This window comes from Spirosoma sp. 48-14 (assembly GCF_001898575.1).
In the GTDB taxonomy this organism is placed as follows: domain Bacteria; phylum Bacteroidota; class Bacteroidia; order Cytophagales; family Spirosomataceae; genus Spirosoma.
In genome coordinates, this window is record NZ_MKUD01000006.1 from 119061 (window position 1) to 139802 (window position 20742).

17 protein-coding genes are annotated in these 20742 nt (G+C 48.8%); 3 read left to right on the forward strand and 14 right to left on the reverse strand.

The window, feature by feature from the left end:
* Positions 1–30 precede the first annotated feature (30 nt).
* Positions 31–3993: an ATP-binding protein gene (locus BGO59_RS05950; RefSeq protein WP_293682093.1), complete on the reverse strand. Its 3963-nt coding sequence runs from the start codon at positions 3991–3993 to the stop codon at positions 31–33.
* 296 nt (positions 3994–4289) lie between these two features.
* Between BGO59_RS05950 and BGO59_RS05955 the strand changes: the two genes are divergently transcribed.
* The 3 genes from BGO59_RS05955 (at position 4290) to BGO59_RS05965 (ending at position 6073) form a co-directional block, all read left to right on the forward strand.
* Entirely contained in the window at positions 4290–4616 is a 327-nt protein-coding gene (locus tag BGO59_RS05955; RefSeq protein WP_293682096.1) for a hypothetical protein, read from the forward strand.
* 12 nt (positions 4617–4628) lie between these two features.
* On the forward strand, positions 4629–4859 hold the full coding sequence (locus tag BGO59_RS05960) for a hypothetical protein (RefSeq protein ID WP_293682099.1): 231 nt from the start codon (positions 4629–4631) through the stop codon (positions 4857–4859).
* 179 nt (positions 4860–5038) lie between these two features.
* Positions 5039–6073 (forward strand): glycerophosphodiester phosphodiesterase family protein, encoded by a 1035-nt coding sequence (locus BGO59_RS05965; RefSeq protein WP_293682102.1) that lies wholly within the window; start codon positions 5039–5041, stop codon positions 6071–6073.
* 5 nt (positions 6074–6078) lie between these two features.
* Here the strand turns inward: BGO59_RS05965 and BGO59_RS05970 are convergent, their stop codons facing one another.
* The 13 genes from BGO59_RS05970 to BGO59_RS06030 all read right to left on the reverse strand — a co-directional run bounded on the left by BGO59_RS05970 (position 6079) and on the right by BGO59_RS06030 (position 20735).
* The gene (locus tag BGO59_RS05970; RefSeq protein WP_293682105.1) at positions 6079–7743 is read right to left on the reverse strand and encodes a hypothetical protein; all 1665 of its coding nucleotides are present in this window, start codon (positions 7741–7743) and stop codon (positions 6079–6081) included.
* Between the two features lie 82 nt (positions 7744–7825).
* A complete protein-coding gene (locus tag BGO59_RS05975) occupies positions 7826–10057 on the reverse strand; it encodes a hypothetical protein (protein ID WP_293682108.1) in 2232 nt (743 codons plus the stop codon).
* Positions 10054–11247 (reverse strand): BatA domain-containing protein, encoded by a 1194-nt coding sequence (locus BGO59_RS05980; protein WP_293682111.1) that lies wholly within the window; start codon positions 11245–11247, stop codon positions 10054–10056. Before BGO59_RS05980 ends, BGO59_RS05975 begins: the two co-directional genes overlap by 4 nt.
* Positions 11248–11356: 109 nt before the next feature.
* Complete coding sequence (locus tag BGO59_RS05985) at positions 11357–12208, reverse strand: DUF58 domain-containing protein (RefSeq protein WP_293682114.1); 852 nt, start codon at positions 12206–12208, stop codon at positions 11357–11359.
* Between the two features lie 11 nt (positions 12209–12219).
* A complete protein-coding gene (locus tag BGO59_RS05990) occupies positions 12220–13209 on the reverse strand; it encodes a MoxR family ATPase (protein WP_293682117.1) in 990 nt (329 codons plus the stop codon).
* Positions 13210–13337: 128 nt separating this feature from the next.
* Complete coding sequence (locus tag BGO59_RS05995; RefSeq protein WP_080055232.1) at positions 13338–13958, reverse strand: DUF4159 domain-containing protein; 621 nt, start codon at positions 13956–13958, stop codon at positions 13338–13340.
* Positions 13959–14213: 255 nt separating this feature from the next.
* On the reverse strand, positions 14214–14717 hold the full coding sequence (locus BGO59_RS06000; RefSeq protein WP_293682122.1) for a GNAT family N-acetyltransferase: 504 nt from the start codon (positions 14715–14717) through the stop codon (positions 14214–14216).
* 128 nt (positions 14718–14845) lie between these two features.
* The gene (locus tag BGO59_RS06005) at positions 14846–15364 is read right to left on the reverse strand and encodes an N-acetyltransferase (protein WP_293682125.1); all 519 of its coding nucleotides are present in this window, start codon (positions 15362–15364) and stop codon (positions 14846–14848) included.
* A gap of 87 nt (positions 15365–15451) precedes the next feature.
* The gene (locus BGO59_RS06010) at positions 15452–15691 is read right to left on the reverse strand and encodes a DUF2442 domain-containing protein (protein ID WP_080055235.1); all 240 of its coding nucleotides are present in this window, start codon (positions 15689–15691) and stop codon (positions 15452–15454) included.
* A 7-nt stretch (positions 15692–15698) separates the two neighbouring features.
* Entirely contained in the window at positions 15699–15968 is a 270-nt protein-coding gene (locus BGO59_RS06015; RefSeq protein WP_293870592.1) for a DUF4160 domain-containing protein, read from the reverse strand.
* Between the two features lie 29 nt (positions 15969–15997).
* Positions 15998–17335: a TldD/PmbA family protein gene (locus tag BGO59_RS06020; protein WP_293682131.1), complete on the reverse strand. Its 1338-nt coding sequence runs from the start codon at positions 17333–17335 to the stop codon at positions 15998–16000.
* Positions 17336–17461: 126 nt separating this feature from the next.
* Positions 17462–19102: a TldD/PmbA family protein gene (locus BGO59_RS06025; RefSeq protein WP_293682134.1), complete on the reverse strand. Its 1641-nt coding sequence runs from the start codon at positions 19100–19102 to the stop codon at positions 17462–17464.
* A 268-nt stretch (positions 19103–19370) separates the two neighbouring features.
* A complete protein-coding gene (locus BGO59_RS06030) occupies positions 19371–20735 on the reverse strand; it encodes a TldD/PmbA family protein (RefSeq protein ID WP_293682137.1) in 1365 nt (454 codons plus the stop codon).
* Positions 20736–20742 lie beyond the last annotated feature (7 nt).

Consider the following 20742-nt stretch of genomic DNA (forward strand, 5'->3'; position numbering starts at 1 on the left):
CATACCTGGCAAAACCGGACGTACAGGTTTTCAAGCCTGGGCAGCAAATTCGCGGGGTGTGAGTTGATAGGTTTCCCGGAAGCATTTGGTAAAATAGGCCGGGCTATCGAAACCAACCTGGTAGGCAGTATCCGTAACAGGATAGCCTGCTCGTAAAAGTTGAGTCGCCCGCTTCAGCCGATACTGGCGCAGCAAATCATTGGCCGAAAGGTCTGTCAGCGCTTTTACCTTACGGAACAGATTGGTTCTACTCATACCCAATTCCACCATCATGCGGTCGACGCCAAATTCAGTATCGCCCAGATTCATCTCCATCAGTTCATAAAGGCGATCCAGGAACGGGTCCATCTGTTCGGGAGTAGGTTGGGCCGATTGACCCTCCACAGTGGTTAGGCTGGTGCGAATCCAATCCCGGAGCCGGCGTCGACTGGTGAGCAGGTTATGCACCCGAAGTTGTAGTTCCTGCATCTGGAAAGGCTTAGTCAGATAGTCGTCGGCACCGTATGACAAACCCTCCATTCGATTTTCGGCCGACACTTTTGCCGTGAGCAAAATAACCGGGATATGACTCGTACGCAGGTCAGTTTTCAATTTGCTGCAGAGCGTAAAGCCATCCATTTGTGGCATCATAACATCTGAGATGACCAGATCAGGTAATTGTTCGGTTGCCAGTTCTAACCCGTCGCGTCCATTGACCGCCCGCCGAATGCGATATGTGGTCGGTAAACTTTCTGCGATTAAATGAGCTAGTTCGATCTTGTCTTCTACAATCAGAATACGTGGGCGTTCCAGATCTTCTGAGGTACCCCAGGAGTCAGCTACCAACAAGTCTGAGTTTTCAACCTGAGGTTCTGCTTTCTGATAAGGTAGCTCAACCGTAAATGTTGTGCCTTTATTCAGCGTGCTTTCGGCATTAATAGTTCCTTTCTGAAGAAGTACCAGTTCCTTAACAAGCGCCAGGCCAATACCCGTACCCGGATAGACTGGTGTAATTGTGTAGTCCTGATTGGCTTGATAAAATCGGTCAAAAATATGAGGGAGGTCCTGGGCAGAAATACCGATTCCGGTATCGGCGATACTCAATCGGATGCCTGTATCTATACTGTTTACCGAAACCGTTATGCTTCCCGACTTGGTGAAGTTGAGTGCATTGGCCGTTAGATTATAGACAATGCGTTCTAACTTCTCGGCATCGAAGCAATAAGTCCCGGATACTTCGCTCTGAATAGTTAGCTCAAGTCCCTGTACGATAGCCTGTTCAGTTAGGGGGTGCAACCACCGACTGAGGCATTCCGTAATATCGTCCCTGGACTCATGGACTGGCATAACACTGGCTTCCAACTTCGACAAATCCAGTAACTGGTTAATGAGCCGCAGGAGTTGATGGGCGTTTTGTTCAATGGTCACTAGGCGCTTTCGGTTTCTGGGGTCTGGATTTTCGCGGACCATCTGCTCAGCGGGAGCAAGAATCAATGTTAAAGGGGTACGAAATTCATGAGTGATGTTGGTGAAAAAACGGGTTTTCATCTCATTGGTAGCCCGCAGCTGTTCCGCTTCCTGATGCTTCAGTTCTACTTCCCTCTGCTTCAATAGCATCGACTGCTGAAGTTTACCTCGTTGGATCGACGCTCGAACTAGCCCAAGCACTATGCCGCTACCAGCCAGCATATATAGTATGTAGGCCCACCAGGTATCCCAGAAAGGTGGTTTTATGGTTAAAGAAAGTGTACGTATGTTCGGACTCCATACATCTGATGTATTGGCAGCATTCAGGCGGAGGGTATAATGACCTGGTTGTAAACCCGTGTAAACAACAATGGGCCTATCGGTTTCAGTCCAGTTTTTCTCTAATCCTTCTAACTGATACCGATAGCGGAGTTTGTTGCGCCGATTATATTGCATGGCAGCAAACTGAACCGTCACAAAGTTTTTATCATAAGGAAGTGTAAGGTCCGCCAGCGTTTGGGCTGGAGCTGCGTCGGGGCCCATTGGTTGATTATTGATCTGGACGGAGGTGATCTGAACCGGAGTTGGGTATGTATCTTCCCGTAGATTCCCTGGATTGAAGGAGGTGATACCTTCCAGCCCACCGAGGTAAATACGGCCGTTGGGGTGTTGCAGAAGATGTTGGCGGTTAAATTCATTACCTGCTAGTCCATCTTCCCGTGTATAAATACGCGTTCGTAATGTCCGGCGATCCATGCGCCCCAGCCCCTGATTGGTAGCAATCCACAAGGCACCCTGCCGATCGGGTATGGCTGCATAAATAACATTATTGGGTAGGCCATTGGCGGTTGTCAATCGTTGACACATACCCGTTCGCTTATCAAACCGACATAAGCCGCTGCCAAACGTACCGATCCAGAGAATGGCTGGATTAGCCGGATCGGCAAACAGACAGAATAAGTTGTTAGTGCTGAGCGAACTGGCCTCGTTGGGCTTGTGGGCATATTGGCGTACTTGGCCCGAAATCCGATCGACCCGGTAAAGACCTTTGGATCTGGTTGCCAGCCAGAGCGCCTGCCTGTCGACAACGATATTCTCGATCTCTGTATGAGCCGATACTTCACTGAGCTGGTGCTTAAAACGGATCCATTGATGCTGGTTGTTGTCGTACCATAACGCTACCGAGTCATATACTGCCCATATGTGCCCTGCCGGATCGGTCGCCATAGGAACTGGCAGGTTGGACGAAACGGGGGATAAATGGATAGGAAAAGGAATGGCGTTAAGCTGCCGAGTAGACGGATCGAACTGGTAGAACGGGGAGGTGCGGATATTAAACCAAATCTTTCCGCTGCTATCAGTCGTTGATCGAAACAGATAAGACCAGTCTGCGGGTAGTTTAGGAATACGATCAGCGGAGACTCCAAGTTCTCGAATGAGTAAATCAGCATAAAACGAATGCTGATACGGCGTGGCGGTGAACGCGCTGGCTTTGAGATTGTATTTGAGTATTCCTCCTCCATTTGTGCCAACCCAAAGTACATCCGAACGGTCGATAAACAAGCTTTGTGCCTGCAAGCCCTGGGGGAGTCTGACAAACTCGGTTACCCCTTTATTTTTGCTGTATTGGAGTAAGAGGGTTGCATTTGATAAAAGGATGTTGGGGACTTGAGAGGCTACCAGCGGTGTCCAGTTCCACCAGGCCTCCTGTACAGGTAATGGATATGTTTCCCGAACAATACCTAGTTGGGGGTCGAACAGACTTACATGCCTGACAGACCGAGCCAGAATCGTACCATCTGGCAACTGGTGCAAATCTTTTACAAGGTTTTCTGGCAATGATGTGGGAGTAGCCTGATGGCGGTAGTGCGTGAATTGACCTGTGCGCCGATCCAGACGGTCGAGCCCCCAATAGGTAGCAATCCACAAATGGTTTCTATTGGTACGATCCTCAATAATGGCCCGAACGGAATCACTGCCTAATGTACTTGAATGACCGATTTGCTTTCGGTATCGGCGAATCTGCTTTTTCGCAATATCTACTAGTGCCAGACCCTGCCCACGAATGCAAAGCCAGAGACGATTCCGGGAATCAAAATAAATAGATTCCAGCGCTACCGTACCAAGTTGCTGTTGATAAAACGCTTGCCTTGAGACATTGATAAAGGTTTCATGAGCAGGGTCAAACAAATCCAGATCGCCGGTTTCGCTGATAATCCAAATGTTACCCTGATGGTCTAGTACCATTTTCGTTACTTCTGATGACGATAGTGAGGGTTTTCCCTCGGGCGAAGGCTGGAAGACCTTGAAGCTATTACCGTCGTAACGGCACAATCCATCTCGGGTTGCTATCCAGATAAATCCCTGATTGTCTTGCAGGATAGAAGGCACGAATGCCTGGGGCAGCCCTTGTTGACTGGTGATGATTTCTGGGGTAGGTAATGACTGAGCTCTGCTGGTATGCGCCCAGGGTGATAACCAGAATAAGGTACAGAGACAAACCACCCAACTCGACGGTTGTCGGTGTATAGACCGGATGGCTTTCATAGGCCTATAAATAGAGAAGCGGATAAAGCAGCAAACGCACTAATTATACAAAACGAACAGAATAACTATGGTAAAATGAAAGTATGAACTACGGAGCGTACGCATGCTAGTTAGAGATTCATACAGAACAGAAAATACCAGATGGCAAACAGCAAACATTTTGTGTAAGTAAACGTAGCCAATCACTTCATTCTGGTTGCAAAGAAGCGAAACTAGAAAAAATTTAGAAAAGCGTAAAGTATTTTTTGTCCTTGTTCGTCAACCTATGTAGAACAACAAATTAAACACAACATACAATGAACAACAATCTGTTAAGGTCGATTTTAGCTGGTGTACTTTTGGGCGCTGCTTTATTCATTATGCCGTTCTTCCTGCTGCGCGTTATCCTCTTTTTTGTCATCATCGGTACGCTGTTCCGGCTTTTTGGCGGGGGGCGTTTCCGACGAGGGGGATGGCGGTCACGGCGCTTCGGCTATATGCCTGCCTTTGCCGATCGAATCCGGCAAATGAGTGATGACGAGTACAACCAGTTTAAGCAGCGTTTCGAACAGGGACGTTGTGGGGGCTACTCCGATTGGAAAACTACCGAAACAAAAACAAACGAAGGAACAACCACGATTTAAACGACGAAACTAATGAGACAACGCTTAAACCCATGGGCTGTGGTGCTTGCCGCAGCCCTCACATTCGGGGGCCTGATGGCTTTCGTAGGGCCACGGTCGGCCGGTTATCACTATTGGGGCCACCGGGGCTATTATGGGCCTCCTTATGGAGCGCATCATGACGGTTGCGATGGTCATTATAGACATAAACAGCATGGCCAATCGACCGAAAAAGCGGATACGAACACCAATTCGCTTCGGTAACCAGCCACCGTATTTATAGAAAAGTGAACGATTAATAACGAAAAGGTAATCTCTGTGGGATTACCTTTTTTCTGTTTTTAGCCTTTATTCGCACACTATTTCTGGAAGACTAGCCAGTTGAATTAAAGTAGCTCTGTCGGTTCTTCCTCTTTTTATTGAACTATTTGCTTAACGCTCCCATGAATTTATCTGGTAAAGCCGCTTTTCTACTTGTTGTTATGTCTACTGCTGGCATGTTGTCTGGAATGGCGCAATCTGTGTTTTCTCTCAATAACTACACCTATACGCCGTCGCAACTAACCATTGGAGCATTACAGGCGCAAGAGCCCATAAAGCGGTTATCACTAAAAGGTCCTAACGCCAAACTGTTTTCGCTAGACAAGGCCAATTTGCTTTCTATTAAAACGGAAGCGGCTAATGCCGATAGACCCTGGTATGATGTTGTTGTAGAGGGGGTTGGGGCGAAAGGAACAGTGCGTGATACTTTCCGGGTGGTAAAAGATACCTTCATTCGGAATCAGGTGATTGCTCACCGTGGAGCCTGGAAACAGGCGGGTACAACCGAAAATTCGTTAACGTCTCTCCAGAATGCCATTAAACTGGGCTGTATGGGCAGTGAATTCGATGTGCATATGTCATCCGATTCAGTACTCTTCGTCAACCACGATCATACTATCCAGGGTATCGAAATCGAAAAAACGCCCGCTACTGAACTGGAAAAGGTTAAACTGAGCAACGGAGAGTCGTTACCAACCCTAGCTGCTTATTTGTCGGAAGGGATGAAGCAGACGAAAACAAAGCTGATCCTTGAAATAAAAACGTCACGACTTGGGAAGGAGCGATCGCTGGCGTTGACGGAGCGTGTGGTTAAGATGGTTCACCAGATGAAGGCCCAGGCCTGGGTCGACTATATTGCCTTCGATTACGATGTCTGCAAGAAAGTAAAGGCTTTGACCCCAGAAGCTAAAGTATCGTATTTGATGGGCGATAAAACACCGGAGCAATTAGCCGCCGATCATTTGGATGGGTTCGATTATCACCAGAATGTCGTTCGGAAAAATGAAGCCTGGATTCAGGACGCTCGCCAACGGAAACTCACTACCAATGTTTGGACGGTAAACGACAAAGCTGATTTAAGCTGGTTGCTGGGCCAGCAGGTTGATTTCATCACGACCAATGAGCCTGAACTGCTTCTGTCGATGATTCAGAAGTAGAAAGCTTACCGCATCTTCGGCTCTACCCACAGAGCGGTAAAGCATACAAGCAACAGGACTAACCAGGTTGAGTTGGGTAATGAAGCCGTTTGAGTTTGGTCTGTTGGGCTACGTACCAATTGCGCTCGCTCGTGTGCCCGTAAAAATTGCTGAACTACCTGTCTGTCACGCAGTGGGTCGCGGGTTTGGGTTCCATCTGGACCGCCCACATACAAAGCCAGTGAATCCTGCACCGGCTGCCAGCCTGCCTGATTGAACGACGATTGACCAGTAGCCGAACGTTCATTCAATGGGGAATAGGCTAACCGAAGCGTGTCCTGGCCAATCCGTAGCGTAGTTAGTCGATTGGCGGGATTGTTGACTGTAATGGGTTGCCGGATGTGTCTGTAGATTGGGGCGTCGACCTGAACACTATTTTGATTTGAGGTTGATAAACGAGCCAGAATAGCCGTCCAGATTCTACTGTAGGCTATACTATCTCCGCTTAATGAGAGTGGATAGGTTTCGGATAACAAGCTGACCCCGACACGGCCAGTCGTTCGCTGAACAGCCACCGGGTATCCCGAGACAGCAAACTGGGTTGGTTGATCGGCAAAACGATAGGGGAGCGCATTCAGACCATTGCCAACCGGAACCTGTGGCTCATTCGAGAATTTACGTACCTGCCAGCGACTTCCCAGTGCCTGATTGATCGCCCGGCTGTCGGCTTCGGGGCTCGTCAGGTTAATAAACAGAACGGCTTTACCATCGGCAACGGCTTTTCGAAGGATTGGGTTGGCGGCATCGCTTGGTTCGGTAATGATCAGATCGGGTGTGGTTTTAGCAGCTCCTTTTCCTGACTGATTAATGCTCAGACTGCTGCCAATGTTTTTTGATAACGTCGCTGAAACCGTAACGGTATGGCCGTGTTTGCCGAGCCAATCGGCCAACGTTTTGCTCTCAAAGTCAGGACTATTTAATAGAAATTGAACCGTGAGCGGATTGGTTGGTCGGGTGTAAAAACGAAGCGTATCGAGTGCCGTTGTGTTTCGTGCGGTACCGCCCAGCACTAGCTCGACCTGACTATGGCCTCTGCCGAATGCCGGAAACTGGAACACAAACGGATTAGAGCCTTCGTGCAGGAGCAAGCTGTCGAGTGTTTTACTGCCAAACCGGAGCCGAAGCCACTGCTCTTTCGAAGAAGTCAGTAAGCCCGTTACGCGCTGGATTTCGCCCTGTCGGACAATCCCTTTCCAATGAATCGTCTGCAATGCATCAGGCGCATTATAGGGAACCCATCGTATGGCGGCTCCACTTAGTTGCGTTAGCAATTCGACAGGAAACTGTTGACCAACCAGCGTAACCGAATCATATTTCGGTTTGAAATTTCGGCTGGTAAAGCTTTTCGACAGGTGAAGGCTATCTTTTATCTGCCGGACAAACCCGGAAGGAACTTCATCGCCAAGGAGTAACGCATGGGTATTGGCCCGATCAACAGGCCACTGAATTTGTAAAAAATAACCAGCCAGCAACAGCCAAAGCAAGCCATTCAAAATACCCCGAACCCATTTACGAGTTACGGACAACGACTCATTGCGGGCAATAAGCCAGATTTGTATTACCAGCAAAGCCAATAAGGCCAGCGAAATAAGCCAGCTAATCGGTGAAGTCCAGTTGACGGTTGAATGCATTCGTAGTTAATGAATAATGTAAAATGGATAATGTAAAATGAATAGGCCGAGACTCCTTCCATTATTCATTTTACATTATCCATTATTTAAGGTGTTGCCAGAATGCTTGCTGAAGCTTTCTATCGCTTACGTAGGCAGGACCTGTTCGTTCGGAGGCACCCGATAAGGCATAGAGCCGGGTTTTAAGGCTGTTTTTTTCGGATGCCGATAACGGTTTTCCCGTAGCTAGTTTCTGTAAGTTAGCCAGCACCGACCAGTTCGATAAGCCGCTGCTTACCACTTGATCGGCCAGTGCATTCCCGAGTTGCTGAGTCGTTTGTTTTTGTTGACTCGTCAGTTGAGGGAGGTCCAGATACCCCAGTACATCCGATACCAACGCTTCGATCCGTTGCTGACTGTATCGACGATCCTGCCGAAGCGCATCGGTTACGTTCTTGAACTCACCCGTAAGCCGGGTTTCTTTTTCTTTAGTCTGCGGAGGATCGAAGCCCGTTTTCTTCACATACGACCGGGCTTTTTGCTGCGACAGTTTCAGGTATTTCAGTGCTTCCTGTTCGTAGGGCAGGGCTTTTTCGGGTTCGTAAAGCCGCAAATGCAATTCCGACTGCCACATATTTTCCAGCGCCATTTTCAGCAGTGATCGGGTCGATTGCTCATGGAATGTATTGGTTTCGGCATCATCGTGATTATGCACGTATTGCTCCATAAGAGCCGCCAATGGGTCTTTGTCGTCGCTCGTTCCGCCACCATGATTATGGTCGTGGCCGTGTTCATCGTCGTCATCATCGTGGTGGGCATGGGCAGGGCCTGAGTGGTCGCCTTCGCCTTCATCGTGCTTATGCATGTAGGCTTCAACAGCCGCCATCCCGGATACCGGGGCCGCATCGGGAGGAGGACCACCACCACCAATTGACTTTTCGAATTCTTCGCCCAAAAACTGCCCATACCGAAGCCGAAGGGCTTTCTGATCGAAACCAATTTCATTGGACTGGCTCTTGAAAGGCTTGTCACCCATCTTTTTCTTTCCGGCAATCAGTTTCTCTGTATCGATAATAATCTGCCGCTGACTTCGGAAATACTCGGGCATAATGTTGACGGCCATGGTTGCCAGTTCACTTTCTTCGGCCTTGGTGGTGTCTTTGTAAACGACGAAATACGTATCTGATTTGGTAAAATTTGGTTCGGGCTGGCGATTGTCGAAAGCGGCCCAGTAGTAATACAATTCATCGCCGGGAGCAAAGTTCAGGGCTTTCAGGTCGATGGTTTTGGTGAGTCGGGAGTCTTTGAAATTGGTTGGGTTAAGCGGCATTTTTACTTCCCTGAACTTCACGTTTTCGCCCGATCCCCGCGCTACGGTTGCAACAATAAAGGTCTGCGTAACGCTGAAATCATCGGATATGCGGGCACCGATGTTCAGCGTTTTTGGGTCTTTCAGATAATGGTACCGATACAGTTCTTTTGAATCCGGCTCAATTTTAGGGGCCAGATCCGGCCGGGCTTCCAGTCGGTAAAAGTCTGACTGATAGATTAGTGAATCGTTGTTGCTTTCAGTACGCCAGTACGCTTTGATGCCGTATAAGCCTGAATTGATCAACCGATCCTGGTACACAAAGTCGTCGCCGGATGCTTTGAACGCCAGTTCCTGACCTTTACTACCCACTAATCGTACCGACAGACGCCCTGTACCACTGAATTGAACGCGCCAGGTCAGGGTAGCTCCTACAATCGAAGAGGCATTCAGGTTCGACGAGTTTGTTTCGGGCAGGCGTGTGTATGCGGGTGGCTGGATGCGTAAACTGGCCGACTCAAACGAAGGGGCAACTGGTTTCTGTTCGGGCAGGATGGCCGATAAGAAGCTCGTTTTTTTCGGGTTCGTAGGTGAGGAAGCTGCCCTTAAGCGGGGATAGCCTACATAAACCCCAAGGGCGAGTATCAAAAACAGGCTATACATCCCGGCCTTCGATAGCACAACAACTGGCATTTGTACCTGCTGCACCTGCTGATTGAGTCGGTCGAGCTGGAGTTGTTCGGCCAGGTTGAGTTGGGGTTTGGTCAGCAGAGGCAGGCTGTATTCGGCATCGCCAACCGTCTGGTGAATGAGCCGAATGGCCTGTGGTTTTTTATCCTGATACAGTTTATTGACAAAAGCACACGCGCCGAATCCGACCAGACCGGCCAGTAGTGACCAAAGGATAGAACCCGTAAAGGTGATTACCAGCAAATAGACCGCAGCAGCGACCAGCAGACAACGCAGCAGAGCATTGGCATACAACTGGTAAGTGACTGACGATATAAGACGTTTTAGCTCGTTCATGCGTTCTTGGTTAAAGCCATCCAGCGTTCAACTCCTATAATAACGAGTACCAACAGGAAAAGGGCATTTTGCAGACCTGCCTGCTGTTCGGTTTGTGGTTTAGCCGAGGAAACAAACAAGGCGTTCAACTCCTGCTTACTCAGCGGCTGCGTTAACGAAACCAGCCCGTAATGCCTGATCAGTAATTCGCCCAGCCACTCAGGCAATTGGCCAGTTTCGACCCGTCCTGACGTCTGAGGAGTCAGCGTTTCGTCCGTTGTAATGACGTTGTCAGTAGTTGGATGTTGCACCGTTCCCGACACTACATACAAGGTTTTGGGTGATGGATTGGTAGGTAACTGGTCGGTCAATACCCAATCGTACAATTGATTGGGGGCGCTTTTTTCATCTACAAGCAAATCCAGCCCATACACATCCGTCAAAGCTGCCAACGATGCTTTTACGGTTTGTAGCTCACGCGGATTTTTGAAGGCAATTAGTGTACGAATGGGGCCTGCATGTGTTGGTTCTGCCTGGAATTTTAGGGCTGGATCGAGTACTGGGCTGCTGACCAATTGCCCCGCCCGATTCAGAAATAGCCTGCGTCCGTTTTTAACAACAATGTATGGGCGCGATTGCGTGCTGGAATCTGCGATACTATGCAGTTTAAAGCGTGATGGCACAGCAATAGCCGGTACATCGGCCAGCGCTTGATTGTTACTGATGTACAAATGCAGCTCCGTATTGGGAAGATTGACCTGATTGATTGCTGATTGTACAGTCAGTGGTCCGAACGAAATAGGTGATTGGCTGGGTTTTAAGTCGGTCTGAACGGGGTCCAAAGCTGGGTTTGCCCAAACGACCCGCTCCCCTTTTTTTAACGCTTCAGCTAATTCGAACCGGAAATTATCGGCGACTGTTGGGTTAGGCTGTACCAGATGTATCTGGGTAATGGCGGGCTTTTTCGACGCCCAGTTCAGTATGGGCTGAGCAAGCAGAACTGCCAACAGAATAACCAGAATACAGCGTACAAGCAGCAGCAGTAGGTTGTCGAGCCGGAGGCCGCGACTTTGCTGTTGCTGTTTTTCGAGGAGCCATTGGGTAGCTGCCCAGGGCAATGGTTTTCCCTGCTTCTGATGCCAGAAGTGAATGGCTATCGGAACAACGACGGCCAACGTTCCCCACAAAATAACAGGTTCTATAAATGTCATAGGTTGTCAATTGTAGAGACGACATACTTGGCGTCTCCTAACCGGATGGTTCTTCTACCGGATGGTTTATTGCTGACGCATAGGAGACGCCAGGTATGGCGTCTCTACATTACGTTAATAAAAACTGTTTCAACACCAGGGCAATCGGGTCGCTGAGCCGGATTCGGATAAGTCGTACATGCGGAATGCGTAAACTTTCTTCGAGGCTACTCAAATAAGCCGAAGACCGTTGGCGGACAACGTCCTGAATCGCATCGGCTTGCAATTCAATTTCCCGACCCGTTTCCAGGTCCTGAAATCGGTAGAAACCACTCATCGAAAAGTCCATCTCCTGATCGCCTAGCAACTGAAAAATGATAATTTCCCGACGTGGGCCAGCTACTTTCTGAATTAGGTTGACCCATTCGTCATTGACCTGCAAAAAGTCGGATACCAGAATGAGCATCTCGCTTTGCTTGCGGCTGAACTCTGGAAACGAACTGGCCTGCGTAGCCCATGTCCCTGAGGCCTTCGCAACTTCGAGCGTGGCAACGATTTTCAAAAATGCCTGTTTCCCGGCTGGAACCAGTGTCTGAATAGCGCCATCGTGCAGACTGTACAGACTGATTTGGTCGCTTTGTCGGTTTGCCAGATAAGCCAGTGATGCCAGCAGGATTTTCGCGTATTGCAGCCGACTCACCCCCGCTTCGCTGTAGTTCATCGAACCCGACAAATCAATCACGAATCGAATCTGCTGATTACTCTCTGTAGCCGATTCTCGTACCAGATATTGATTCGATTTGGCGAATAATTTCCAGTCGATTCGCTTAGGGTCATCGCCGGGAGCATAGTGCCTGAATTGCTCGAACTCCGTACCGATCCCTGACCGCTGACTCGCCTGAATCCCCAATAACGACTCATCACTGACCAGTTTACCAGCCAGTTGTAGATTATTGAGCTTAATCAGATCAGTAGTAAGCATGGTGTTGTGGTTTACGCCAGCCTAAGTTCAGTCAGCAATTGCTTGATAACCTTATCGGTCGTGATGCCTTCCGCTTCGGCCCGGAAATTGAGGGCAATTCGATGGCGTAAAATGGGGTAGGCCAGTGTCTGAATATCATCAGGAATAACCGAAAATCGCTCGTTGAGTACGGCTCTGGCTTTGGCGCAAAGAACCAATGCCTGACCCGCCCGGGGACCAGCTCCCCACTGGCACCATTGTTTGACAAAGGACGAGGGCGACCCATCCGGGCGGGTTGCCCGTACGAGTTTATTGATATAGTCGATCAACTCATCGCTGATGTGAACCTGTCGCGTCAATTTCTGCAACTCGATGATTTCCAGGTCCGATAATACCGTTTTTAGCTCGGGGCGGCTAGTGCCCGTTGTGCTTTTTAGGACGTTCAGCTCCTCATGCTCGGCGGGGTAGCTGAGCTTGATATAGAGCAAAAAGCGGTCGAGCTGTGCTTCGGGAAGTGGATAGGTTCCGGCTTGCTCAATCGGGTTTTGGGTCGCAATGATCAGAAACGGCTTGGGTAACGGATAGTCTTTTCCACCATACGTAACCTTATACTCTTGCATGGCTTCGAGCATGGCCGCCTGTGTTTTGGGGGGCGTCCGGTTGATTTCGTCGGCCAGCACGACGTTGGCGAAAATAGGTCCCTGATTAAACACGAACACCTTACGGCCCGTTTCGTGGTCATCTTCCAGGATTTCGGTACCGACAATGTCACCCGGCATCAGGTCGGGGGTAAACTGGATGCGTTTGAATCGCATGGCCAGCGCATCCGACATGGTTTTGACCATCAGCGTTTTGGCCAACCCTGGTACCCCTTCGAGCAGACAGTGCCCACCCGCCAGCAGGGCAATTAACACCTCGCTGATGGCTTCCTGCTGACCGATAATTACCTTGCCAATTTCGTTGCGTAGCTGGGGCAGTTTGGCCACCAGTTTTTTGTAGTGGGTTAAGTCTGTTGATTCCAAGTGTTTCTATTTATCAGGTTGTTTAATAGAAAATGGATAATGAATAATGAAAAATGGATGGTGTATTTTGTTGGTAATCAACCCATTAAAACCATTCATTTTACATTGTACATTATTCATTCCTTATATCATACGTATACCATGGCGTAGGTGATGATATTGACGCCAAACTTTGTATTGTCTTCGGCCAGAAAGCGTTTGTTCCGAAAGTCGTAATCCCACTCGCAGCCGTAATCTTTGTTGCTATACAACACACCAATGCGCCCGTTGACGATGATGGCTTTCAGGTAATCATGCACTAGATCGTCGCCCCAGCCGTTCAATTCAAATGAGGTGGTTGGTGGTCCATCGTCAAACTTGAAAAAGCAGGTGTAAATCGGGTGTGTATTCGGAATTTTCTGCAAGGCCTTCGGGCCGAACGTCCGGGCCATTTCCTGCTCGAACGATTTGGCAAACAGGCCATCGACATCATGATTACAATCATCGACGAAAACGAAGCCCCCATTCTGAACATAGCGTTTGAAATGGTCGCGCTCCTGAGCCGAAAATTCCACTAGTTTGTGGCCGCTGAGGTAGCAGAACGGACTTTTAAACAAGTCGGGACTGCTCAGTTGCACCACGCGCTCCTTCTGATCGACGGCCAGAGTCGTGTACTCAACCAGTGAATGCATCAGGTTCGACGGCATTCGTTGGTCGGTATCCCAGTCGCCAGAGGTATACTGGATTCGGGTGAAAAAGAATGGTTTCAAACTTGTTTGTTGAGAAGTAGTATTAACCTTAGTTTCGATGGAATCTACAGAATAATACTATTGGGTGTTAATATTATATTCATCTTAGAATCGGTCAGGCAACTCGAAGTCACTACCCGAATTCGTTGATTTGAATCCTAAAAATACATTTTCTGCGGCTAAATCGCTAGATATCCAAAGAGGATTTTGCAAAAATCGGTAGAGGATGTACAAATGAGATGAAGAAATGATCGGGTAGGGGTTCTTGCAAAAGTCCTATAATGGTTTTTCCATGACAAAATCTTCCATTAGAAATCCGTCGCCAATGTCGATGTCTTCGTTCCCAACGATGGAGAACCCGACCCGTTCGTAAAACTGAATAGCTTTGTTATAACGGTTCACATTCAGCCCCAATCGGTCGTTGTTATTGGCTTTGGCAACCTCGGCTACGGCGTCAATTAGTAAACGACCCACTCCTTTCCCCTGACTGGCTGGAAGCAGATAAATTTTATGGATTTTGGTAAGTGGCTGGCCTTTGTAATTCAGCTCATATGAGCTATAGCCCAGAAACTCCTGGGTCGTATCCTCTTTGGCCAGCAAAAAAACGTGCTGTTTATCATTGACCTGACTTTTCAGAGCTTCCAGACTGTACATCATGTCGAGCATGTAGCTAATCTGGTCAGGGGACAGAATCTCCCCAAATGTATTGGGCCAGGTTCGGTGGGCAATGTCCTGAATAGTCGGTAAGTCGTGTTCGGTGGCTTGGGTAATGGTAATCATAAAGCAGGTTGCAGCTTTAACTAACTAGACATAGGTATTCGTTGATACGAGTTGAAAGCATTTTTCTATTGTTTATGGAGTGATGAAGTTACGAAAGAATACAATTAGTAGCGAAACGCTTGGTATGGTTAAGGGACGAAGCCTGGTTTGGTCCAGGCCATGAGCAGGCTGTCTTCGTAACTACCATCCTGATTTCGGGTTTTGTGTTTCATCCGGCCTTCCAGCACAAAACCCAGATTCTGATATAATCCGATAGATTTTTGGTTCGAGGCTCTGGATTCGAGTTCGACCCGACTTACTTCGGGGAATTCATGCTGAACGTTATCGAGGAATGCCTCAAACAGCTTTTTGCCGACGCCTTTGCCCTGATAAGTTGGATGAACAGCAATGGTTAAACCCGTCAGGATATGGTCGAAAATACGCAACCCGTATTTGGATGCATGGATTTCGGCAATAACTGCTCCCGAATCGTTTATGGTAACCAGCATAAGACCATGCTGGTCTGTGGTCTGAAAAAGGGTTTCGATATAGGTTTCCGTAATTTCCGGTTCAGTGCGGGCAATGCCCTGACTAATCCGGGCTACTTCTCGATGGAGTTGGAGGATGGCCTCTTTGTCAATTGGTGTTGCCTTTCGAATACGAACCATAGGGATAAACGAATTGGTCGGCCTTCTGTATCAAAAATGGCCGACCAATTAATTAGTTTTTATACTTCTTGTAACGCGAGTTGCCACCTAACTGATCGATTGACTATCTAAATACAACGTATCGGGGTCTAAATCAAGGTCATTGGGCCAAACTATACTACCATTAAACGCGCGGATTCCGTTGAACACAGAGGTATCCCGTAACTCTTGAAAAATGCCGATAGACAAATAGGGCTTTACGTCAAATAGTTTTCGTTCCTGATTCGTAAATAGTAACTCAAGGCGATAATCCTCAAGCGGTTTTACGCCTATAACGCGCGGATTCATAACCAATCTATTTTAGAGGATCAATTGGGAATACCTTTTGACCATTGATGGCAAGTTGCCAGTCGGCCATTAGGCTTTCTCGATGAATTTCAATCCAGGCTTCAACCAGTTTGATTTTACCTTTTGGTAGCTTTCCTTCTAACAACTCGCCACTTTCAATCGTAAAAACAGCTTCCATTTCACCATAGCGAACATGAATATGAGGTGTAAAGTGCTGTTTATTGTCGAAATAATACAGGCTAACAATTAGCCCGTAAAACATAGATATAACTGGCATAGTCCATTAGTACATAAGTCACAAGGCTCTTACACCGCATCTGATAAACTCGTGAACGTAAACTCCCGAATTTTCATCGGTGGAATCAGGTAGTTCTGGTCTGTTTCGGTGCTGACGACGCGCTCCGGTTTACCCAACGACTCCAGGTTATTCAGCATGATGATTGGACTTTCATTGAACCGGAAGTTTTTGATCGGGTGTTTGATCTTGCCATTCTCAATGTAGAATGTCCCGTCGCGGGTAAGGCCGGTGAGCAGAATGGTTTGCGGATCGACGGTGCGGATATACCAGAGCTTCGTGACCAGAATACCCCGTTGCGTACTTTTGATCATCTCTTCTGTCGACGCATTGCCCCCCAACATGATCAGATTGCCGGGGAAAGGAATTGCCTTTTTGCCCGTCTTCTGCGCCCAATAGCGCGAATAGGCCAGATTTTTCACCACGCCTTTCTCAATCCACATGGTTTTTTCCTGGGGGCGCCCATCGCCCGACCACGGAGAAGCCGGTAGTTCTGGATTCGTAGGGTCAGAGTAAATCGTAACGCGCTCATCTACAATCTTATCACCCAGCCGGGATTTACCACCCGCTTTGCTGAAATACGACCGCCCTTCATCGGCCGACCGGGCATCCAGGTTGAAGTAGATGTTTTCGAGCAGAACGGCAGCGGCTGTAGGTTCCAGAATAACCGTGTATTTGCCCGGTTCAATGGCCCGTGCTTCGGCTGATCCCTGTCCTTTCTGGATGGCTATTTTTGTAACTGCTTCGGTATCTAGTTTGTTGAAGTCGCTATAACCACGCGCTACGTAGCCAGAGCCTTTGCCATCTTCGGTACGAACGGTCAGCGAAAAATTGACATTCGTGCTGGGGTAGTAGGCAAATAGCCCCTTCGAGTTCATCATGGCGGAGTAGCCATATTGATCCTGCAAAAACCCAGCCGCTACCAGCTTTTGGTCACGAGCCAGTTTCAGGCTTTTGGCTACCGCATCGGCTCGCGTATCTGGGGTGATTTTGGCGGTTGAGTCGAAAAAACCGTTTGACTTGATGTATTGTTGCGGTCCCAGAACACCCACATATTCAGGGTTTTCGGGCGCTAGCCGGGCTAGTTCTTCCGACCGGCGAACTACTTTTTCGAGCGAAGCATCGTCGAATTCATCAATGGTCGCTACACCCACTTTTTTGCCAAAAGCGGATTGAACGACCAGATTTTTATTAATCAGCGAGCCGCTGGTCGATACTTCGTTACGGGCATAGCGCAGGTTACCCCGCTCTTCGCCCAGCAGATTGACCTCGCATTCATCTGCTTTTGAGTAACTTAAAACTTTAGTCAGCAGGGCTTTTGCCTCTGCTTCAGTTAAGATGATAGCCATGTCTTTGGATAGTAGTTAGGAGTGAGTAGCGAGTAGTGAGAATGCTGGGCCGCGCAGGCTGACGCATACTTTTCGGCTTGCGCCGGCATTCTCACTCCTCGCTACTCACTCCTAACTCCTGTTTTTTTAAATTTTCCGGGCTGTATTGATCACATTGACGCCATTGAAGCGGGCGGTTGAACTGCCGTGCGAAACGGCGCTTGATTGGGGAGGCTGGCCTTTGCCGTCGAAGAAGGAGCCACCCAGTCGATAATCTTTCTCGTCGCAAACCGCTACGCAGGAGTTCCAGAATTCCTGGGTGTTCGACTGATAGGCAACATCTTTGAGCATACCGGCAATCTGCCCGTCTTTGATTTCGTAGAAGAGTTGTCCGCCAAACTGGAAGTTATAGCGCTGTTGATCGATGGAGAACGAGCCATCGCCGATGATGTAAATGCCTTTTTTGACATCTTTGATCATCTCCTGAACCGATAAGGGGGTTTTGCCTGCCGCCAGCGATACGTTGGCCATGCGCTGAAACTGCACCGAACTCCAGCTATCCGCATAGCAGCAGCCCTGCGATTCTTTCTCGCCAATGATATGTACCTGATCCCGAATGGCCTGGTAGTTGACCAGCGTACCGTCTTTCACTAAGTCCCATTTTTTAGTTTGTACCCCTTCGTCGTCATAACCAACGGCTCCTAGCGAACCCACCTGCGTTTTATCGGCAAAGAAGTTGACCTGCTTGCTACCGTAGTTAAAGTTTTTCGACTGCCATTTGTCGAGGGTTGCAAAGCTGGTTCCGGCAAAGTTGGCTTCGTAGCCCAGTACACGGTCGAGTTCGAGCGGGTGGCCTACGGACTCGTGGATGGTTAGCCACAGGTGCGAGGGGTCGAGTACGAGATCGTATTTACCCGCTTCGACCGATTTGGCTGTATGTTTAGCTTTGGCCTGTTTGGCAGCAGCAATGACATCTTCGAGCATGTCGTAGCCTTTGTTGTAGCGGGTGGTGATGCCCGAAACTTTATCGGCTGGGTTGACTTGAAGGTATTCATACCCCATGCCGACAGGGGCGCTTAAGGCATTGCGGGTTTCAAATTTGCCCGTCTTGGCATCAATGGACGTAACATCAAAAATAGGCCAGATGCGGTGGATGTCCTGATCGGCATAGGTGCCATCGGTAGAGGCAAAATACTTTTGCTCGTTTACCATAAACAGTACCGAGTTTACAAAGTTGGCCCCGTTCTTCATAGCCGCGCCATTGACCTCCATTAACAAATCGACCTTTTCTTTGATGGGTACTTCAAACGCGTTCTTTTGAATGGGAGCTTTCCAGCTTACCTCGCCATAACCTTTCTGGGGAGCTAGCTGAACGGGCTGTTTCATCAGCTTCGCATTCGCTTTCGCAATGGCAACGGCCTTTTCGGCCGCTTTAGCAGTATCGTCCTCGCTTTTAGCATCGACTATGGCGGCAAAGCCCCAGCAGCCATCCGCAATAACCCGAACCCCAACACCGTATGATTCGGTGTTGACAATGTTCTGAACTTTGTCTTCTCGGGTAACGACAAATTGATTCAGGTACCGACCAATCCGAACATCAGTGTACGAAGCTCCTTTACTTTTGGCGGCATTCATGGCGGCATCGGCCAGGCGTTTTTTGGTGGCTACATCCAGGCCGGGTTCCAGCAGCATTTCGGGGCTCACCGGTCGGGAAAAGGCAGGCAGTGCAGGCAGTAGGATTCCAGCGGCTCCCATGCCCAGCAGTTGGTTGAAATCTCGACGATTCAAGGTTTGTTTCTCCTATGTGATTGAATGAAATGAAGTGTAGTTAAAACTATGCCAAGTTACAGATGGAACGCTAAAATTTGGAATTTTAGCATAGTTACTACGCCGATTACCAATGTTTGTTGGCTTTTCGCGAATAAAGACCAAATCGGGAAACGAAGCTTGGATTAAATGTTTGGGTGGTAAATGGGCTATTTGAACGGCTACTAAAAAAGGGAGCTGTATTTGTGCACAGCTCCCTTTTTTGAATGAATAAAATGGATCGCTCTCTTTAAATCGCGTCGGAAAGGCTGGTGAATGTGAAGTCGCGGGCTTTTACCGGGGGAATCAGATTGCCGTTTACTCGCATAGGAGCTCCCAACGCTTCTACGTTGTTGAGCACAATGATGGCACTTTCATTGAATCGAAAGTTCTTGACAGGGAATTTGATCTGTCCATTTTCGATGTAAAACGTACCATCACGGGTTAGGCCCGTTTGAAGTAACGTTTTTGGGTCTACCATCCGAACGTACCAGAGCCGGGTGACCAGAATGCCTTTGTCCGTACTTTTGATCAAGTCGGCCAGCGACTGGTTACCACCTGCCATGATAAAACCCGTAGGGGGTGGCACTGCTTTAACGCCTTTCTGAGACGCCCAGAAGCGTGAATAACTCATGTTTTTAACCACTCCATTCTCAAACCAGGTTAGCTTTTCCTGTGGTCGCCCATCGCCTACGACACCTCCACCAAGGAAGGAGCCAGTACGGTTTCGGCCTTCACTGGCAAACGGTTCGCTGGGGGCTTCCGGATTCATAGGGTCGGAGTAGATGGTTATGCGTTCATCGATAAGCTTTTCCCCCAAGCGCGTGCCTCCTCCTTTTCGACTTAAAAAACTCCGCCCTTCATCGGCCAGACGGGCATCCATTCCCGACATCATGCTTTGCAGAAGCGTTCCCATAGCTGTCGGCTCCAGGATAACCGTGTATTTGCCGGGTTCTAAGGTACGGGCGTTGGTGGAGGCCAATGCCTTTTGCATGGCAATGCCGGTTACAGCCCGCGTTTTCAATTTACTTATATCGTTGAAATCACGGGTTACGTAGCCTGAGCCAGTACTATCGGCCGTGCGAACCGTAACCGAGAAATCAACGGAAGTGGCTTTGTTGTATCCAAATAGCCCTTTGCTGTTGGCAATGGCTGAAAAACCAGTTGTATCCTGTAAGAAACCAGCGGCACTGAGATTCTTCTGCTCACAGGCGTCTACGCTATCGAAGGCAACCTGTGCCCGAGCCTCGGCATCCATTTTGGCCGTAGTGTCGGCGTACATCGGCGTTTCGAGGTAGCTCTGTGGCCCGATCATGGGCATGTACTCCGGGTTTTCGGGCGCTAGTCGGGCGATTTCCTCGGCTCGCCGAACGGTCCGTTCAATGGCTTTGTCGTTGAATTCGTTGACCGTTGCCGAACCCATTCGCTTACCAATTCCAGCCGTAATGAGCAGCGACATATTATCTGCTTCACCACCGGACGAAACGCTGTTGAGCGCATAGCGGATATTGCTGGTTCGTCCCCCGCTCAGGCTAACACTCATTTCATCGGCTTTGGAAAACGTCAACACCTTTTCCAGAATTTTCTTTGCTTCTTCCTGCGATATGATGGCCATGTCTTTG

Coding starts and splice junctions, on each gene's coding strand:
- BGO59_RS05950 (WP_293682093.1), bottom strand. CDS start 3,993: ATGAAAGCCATCCGGTCTATACACCGACAACCGTCGAGTTGGGTGGTT.
- BGO59_RS05960 (WP_293682099.1), top strand. CDS start 4,629: ATGAGACAACGCTTAAACCCATGGGCTGTGGTGCTTGCCGCAGCCCTC.
- BGO59_RS05970 (WP_293682105.1), bottom strand. CDS start 7,743: ATGCATTCAACCGTCAACTGGACTTCACCGATTAGCTGGCTTATTTCG.
- BGO59_RS06030 (WP_293682137.1), bottom strand. CDS start 20,735: ATGGCCATCATATCGCAGGAAGAAGCAAAGAAAATTCTGGAAAAGGTG.
- BGO59_RS06005 (WP_293682125.1), bottom strand. CDS start 15,364: ATGGTTCGTATTCGAAAGGCAACACCAATTGACAAAGAGGCCATCCTC.
- BGO59_RS05985 (WP_293682114.1), bottom strand. CDS start 12,208: ATGCTTACTACTGATCTGATTAAGCTCAATAATCTACAACTGGCTGGT.
- BGO59_RS06015 (WP_293870592.1), bottom strand. CDS start 15,968: ATGCCAGTTATATCTATGTTTTACGGGCTAATTGTTAGCCTGTATTAT.
- BGO59_RS05955 (WP_293682096.1), top strand. CDS start 4,290: ATGAACAACAATCTGTTAAGGTCGATTTTAGCTGGTGTACTTTTGGGC.
- BGO59_RS06010 (WP_080055235.1), bottom strand. CDS start 15,691: ATGAATCCGCGCGTTATAGGCGTAAAACCGCTTGAGGATTATCGCCTT.
- BGO59_RS05980 (WP_293682111.1), bottom strand. CDS start 11,247: ATGACATTTATAGAACCTGTTATTTTGTGGGGAACGTTGGCCGTCGTT.
- BGO59_RS05965 (WP_293682102.1), top strand. CDS start 5,039: ATGAATTTATCTGGTAAAGCCGCTTTTCTACTTGTTGTTATGTCTACT.
- BGO59_RS05975 (WP_293682108.1), bottom strand. CDS start 10,057: ATGAACGAGCTAAAACGTCTTATATCGTCAGTCACTTACCAGTTGTAT.
- BGO59_RS06000 (WP_293682122.1), bottom strand. CDS start 14,717: ATGATTACCATTACCCAAGCCACCGAACACGACTTACCGACTATTCAG.
- BGO59_RS06020 (WP_293682131.1), bottom strand. CDS start 17,335: ATGGCTATCATCTTAACTGAAGCAGAGGCAAAAGCCCTGCTGACTAAA.